Annotated in this window: 4 protein-coding genes; 2 read left to right on the top strand and 2 right to left on the bottom strand. The window is 42.2% G+C overall.

The features are described 5' to 3' along the window. Both ACEW8S_RS15115 and ACEW8S_RS15110 read right to left on the bottom strand, forming a co-directional pair. A partial coding sequence (locus ACEW8S_RS15115; RefSeq protein WP_373518960.1) for an ABC transporter substrate-binding protein occupies positions 1-1,036 on the bottom strand: 1,036 nt, incomplete at its 3' end. Positions 1,037-1,100: 64 nt separating this feature from the next. After that, positions 1,101-1,523, bottom strand: coding sequence for a hypothetical protein (locus ACEW8S_RS15110; RefSeq protein ID WP_373518959.1), 423 nt, complete (start codon positions 1,521-1,523; stop codon positions 1,101-1,103). A 269-nt stretch (positions 1,524-1,792) separates the two neighbouring features. Between ACEW8S_RS15110 and ACEW8S_RS15105 the strand changes: the two genes are divergently transcribed. Then, positions 1,793-3,559 (top strand): class I mannose-6-phosphate isomerase, encoded by a 1,767-nt coding sequence (locus ACEW8S_RS15105; RefSeq protein ID WP_373518958.1) that lies wholly within the window; start codon positions 1,793-1,795, stop codon positions 3,557-3,559. Between the two features lie 32 nt (positions 3,560-3,591). Then, positions 3,592-3,965: GntR family transcriptional regulator (locus ACEW8S_RS15100; protein ID WP_373518957.1), on the top strand; the 374-nt coding region annotated here is incomplete at its 3' end.

The following is a 3,965-nucleotide window of genomic DNA, read 5'->3' as shown; positions in this document are numbered from 1 at the left end:
TTGGATGCCGTGGACGAACGAAAGCTTGTTCCATCGTTTCTAGCGTATCCTCGAAAAAATGGTTGCATAGTTGATTGTTGGCCTTGCTTTTCCAAGCTTCCAGATTTCCGGGTTGACCTCCGTTCCTGACATACGTTTTCGTTTGGGTTCCGGTAACGGCGACATAGGCAACGAAGGCACTGGCCAATGCGGCATGGTTACTTTTTGAAGATACGGCCAAACCGACACCGCCCAAAATAGTTGAGATCGGAAGGTTCGGGTTTATCGGGCTATGGCCAAATGTTATCCTATTTTTTACAAATTCCTTGCGGCCATAGTTGGTATATCCGAACAAATAGGGAGCATAGATAATTTCATCTGTATTGCCCATCCTATCCAAAGTTTGGATAGGGTTCCAATTTAGGGATTCTGGATGTACCTTCTCCAAATGGTACTTTAGTTGATCTAGTGAATGAACCCCTGCTTCCATTTCTATCTTGAAATCCTTTATAAAATCCCTACCGCTTTTCTGGGCGCATAAAGTCAAGAAAGAACACCAAAGATCGGTGGCACACATCGGCCAAGCTACGGAATAACCTTTCGGTATTTTTTTATAAAAACTGCGAAGTTCACTCTGTGTTCTGGGAACCCTTAGTCCTAACTTGCTCAAAAGATCGCCCCTAAAGGCCGCGACCTGGGCCGCGGCATCTATGGGCAAAGCGTACTGGTGGCCCTGATATCGATAGGTGCCAAAGCTAGGGCCGACGGATTGATCGGACAACTCTTGCAACACCGCATCGGAAATAAATTCCTCCAAGGGCAATAACAATTTGTCCGCATCGGCTTGGCCCATAAAAGGGTGGTCAATGGTTATAAGATCGTAAATCTCGATAAGATGTTCCACTGGCATATCACCGAACTCTTGCAAGGTGCGGACGCCCCAATCCACCTCAACATTAGGGTATAATTCGGTAAACTCCTTGGAAACTGCCCTCAGAGGTTCATATCCCCTGGGATGATCCCACGCAATTCCTTTTAATTTGGTATTACCTGCCAATTTCTAGGTTTTAAATGTTCATTGATCAGAATATTGGTTTGCAACATCGGTTTTATTTATTCTTTCAAAGGTTTTCTTCGAAAGCATTACGAACCAAAAGCTGTAACTCCTTTTTATTTTCCGGGGACAAAGGGTGAAATTCGTAATCCGATAGATGGGTGTTGGATTTTTCGACAATGATTACCTCACTTCCTTCGGCCATCGCAATATTGTGCCAAGTACCCTTTGGAATATTGTAAACTATATGGGGCTTCATAAGTTCGACCTGTAAGTCGGGAATATCTTCCTTCAACTCCGCCCCGATAAGTACTGCCTTACCTTTTAACAGTATAAAAACCTCATCAGTGTGGTTATGGACATCCAGTTTACCGATATTACCAATTTTCAGCTCGTCCATATAGTTCAATTGGGCGACCTGCCAACCCTCACGAATCAAGAAGGGATGATATCCATCTTTCGATTCCCTATATTTTTCAATCAAATCCATATAAAAAATCTATTTAAAATCCATCTACCTGGCAATCGAGCATGTGGATTGAATCAGTTTCCCGGAGTAACCAGATTCTTGGCAATATCCTAGGTGCACCTGTTTAACATTATGCAATATAATTAAAATCCGTTGATGGTCTTGGGATACGATCTTTAATCCCTCTTTTCAGATTTGATATTTATCTATAGACAACTCGCTTGTTCATACATTTAACCATATTATACTTATCTTCGCATTTTGCAGTGTTAAAATATCTTTTGGACTAAATGAAACGAGACACAAGCCAGTATTTGATTCCCGCAAAGAAAGGAAAACGGGACAATAGTTCTTACGATATCAACCCCTCCCACCCTATAACCGAGGGAAAAATAGAAATCGGGTATCACAGCTTGGCGGATAGAATCTCTAAAGAAAAAACAGTGATTCTTGATGGTTATGTGGGAGTGGATTGGGACGAGGTGATGTCGGTCTTGGTTTCCTGTTTGGAAGAATGCGGTCTTTCGGTAAGTGCTTTCGACATTCGGAATTGTTTAAAGTCCGAAAGCGAAATCGATGTCTTGGTCGAACCCTATTTGGGAGGCGATGATCCCGTATTTGGCCGTAGAACCACCCTGAAGCTCAAGGATTATTTTGACCCAGAAAAAATTGACACTATTCAAGTTGACAAGACCACGGATATACAGCTCATTTACGGTACTGGTGCCAGTCAATCGAAAATAGACGGAATTCTTGTCTATTTTGACCTCCCAAAAAATGAACTCCAATTTCGAAGCCGAGCCAAAGCTATTACCAACCTAGGATTTAGCACGACAAAATCTCCCAAACAGACGTATAAACATTTCTATTTTGTGGACTGGATCGTGCTCAACCGGGAAAAGAAAAAATTACTTCCCGAAATAGCAATAATCGTAGATCAGCAAAGACCTGATGAACCAACTTGGATGGAGGGCGAGGTTTTAAGGAACAGCCTATCCAAATTATCCAAAAGCTATTTTCGGGTACGCCCTTGGTTCGAACCAGGGGTTTGGGGCGGACAGTGGATGAAGGAACGGTTTTCAGGATTGAATCCCGATGTACCCAACTACGCTTGGTCCTTTGAAATGATTGTTCCTGAAAATGGACTTCTTTTTGAGGAAAGGGGAACGCTTTTAGAGGTTTCCTTCGACATGCTGATGTTCCATGAACGTGAAAATGTGTTGGGAAAAGCCGCAAAACGGTTCCAGGACGAATTTCCGATCCGTTTTGATTTTCTAGATACTTTTCAAGGGGGAAATCTATCCGTCCAATGCCATCCCAAACCCAAGTATATCCAAAAAAACTTCGGCGAAAACTTCACGCAGGATGAAACCTATTATATTTTGGATGCCACCGACGATGCCAAGGTATATTTGGGCTTTCAACAAGATATCCATCCCAAAAACTTCAAGAAAGCCTTAAAACATAGCGAAGAAACCGGCGAAGAACTTGATGTAGAAAAGTATGTGATGAAGCTTCCCGCCAAAAAACACGATCTATTTTTAATTCCACATGGCACCGTTCATTGTTCTGGAAAGGACACCATGGTGCTCGAAATTAGTGCTACCCCCTATATTTTTACCTTTAAAATGTACGATTGGCAGCGCCTAGATCTAGAAGGCAAGCCAAGACCAATAAATATAGAACGCGCCTTTGACAACTTGAATTTTGAACGCAAGGGAAAAATCGTTGCGAAAACCTTGATTTCAAAACCTGTGGTAACAGCCTCTGGAACAACTTGGAAAAAAGTACATTTGCCTACACATCCGGATCATTTTTACGATATTTATCGTTATGAATTCGAAAAGGAAATAGGTATAGAAACTTTTGGCCAATGCCATATTTTGATGTTGGTAGAAGGCATCTCCATAGCCCTTGACCTTGTTGAAGGATCCAAAACATTTTACTATGCCGAAACCTTTGCGGTTCCAGCGGCTACAGGTAGTTATAAATTATCGAACACCGGAAAAACCAAGGCAAAAGTAGTTGTGGCCTTCGTGAAGGATGAGGCTTGTTAGCATGAAAACAACAGACACATCAACCAACGCCTATGAATTTTAAATTGGATCAGAACAGTCCCATTCCGTTACATGCCCAGATAGAAGAATATTTGCGTGGACTCATAAGGCACAAGGAATATCAAAACGGGGATAAATTTCTCCCCAAAGAAGTGGCCATGTCCATGCAATTGGGCGTTTCGAGAAACACCATACGCCAGGCCATCAACAAGTTGGTTCATGAAGGACTCATAGAACGTAAAAAAGGCGTAGGAACTAAGGTAGCGACCAAAAGGATTTCTACAAGACTTGACAATTGGATCAGTTTTACCAAAGAAATGAGGAACCAGGGCATTGAAGTAGTCAACTACCTCGTGAATGCCGTTTTGGTTAATCCCGATTCAGAAGTACAGAAAGCATTATCGAT

Origin of the sequence: Pricia sp., assembly GCF_041745955.1 — a bacterium.
Taxonomy (GTDB): domain Bacteria; phylum Bacteroidota; class Bacteroidia; order Flavobacteriales; family Flavobacteriaceae; genus Pricia.
This window is presented reverse-complemented; position numbering and strand designations above follow the sequence as displayed.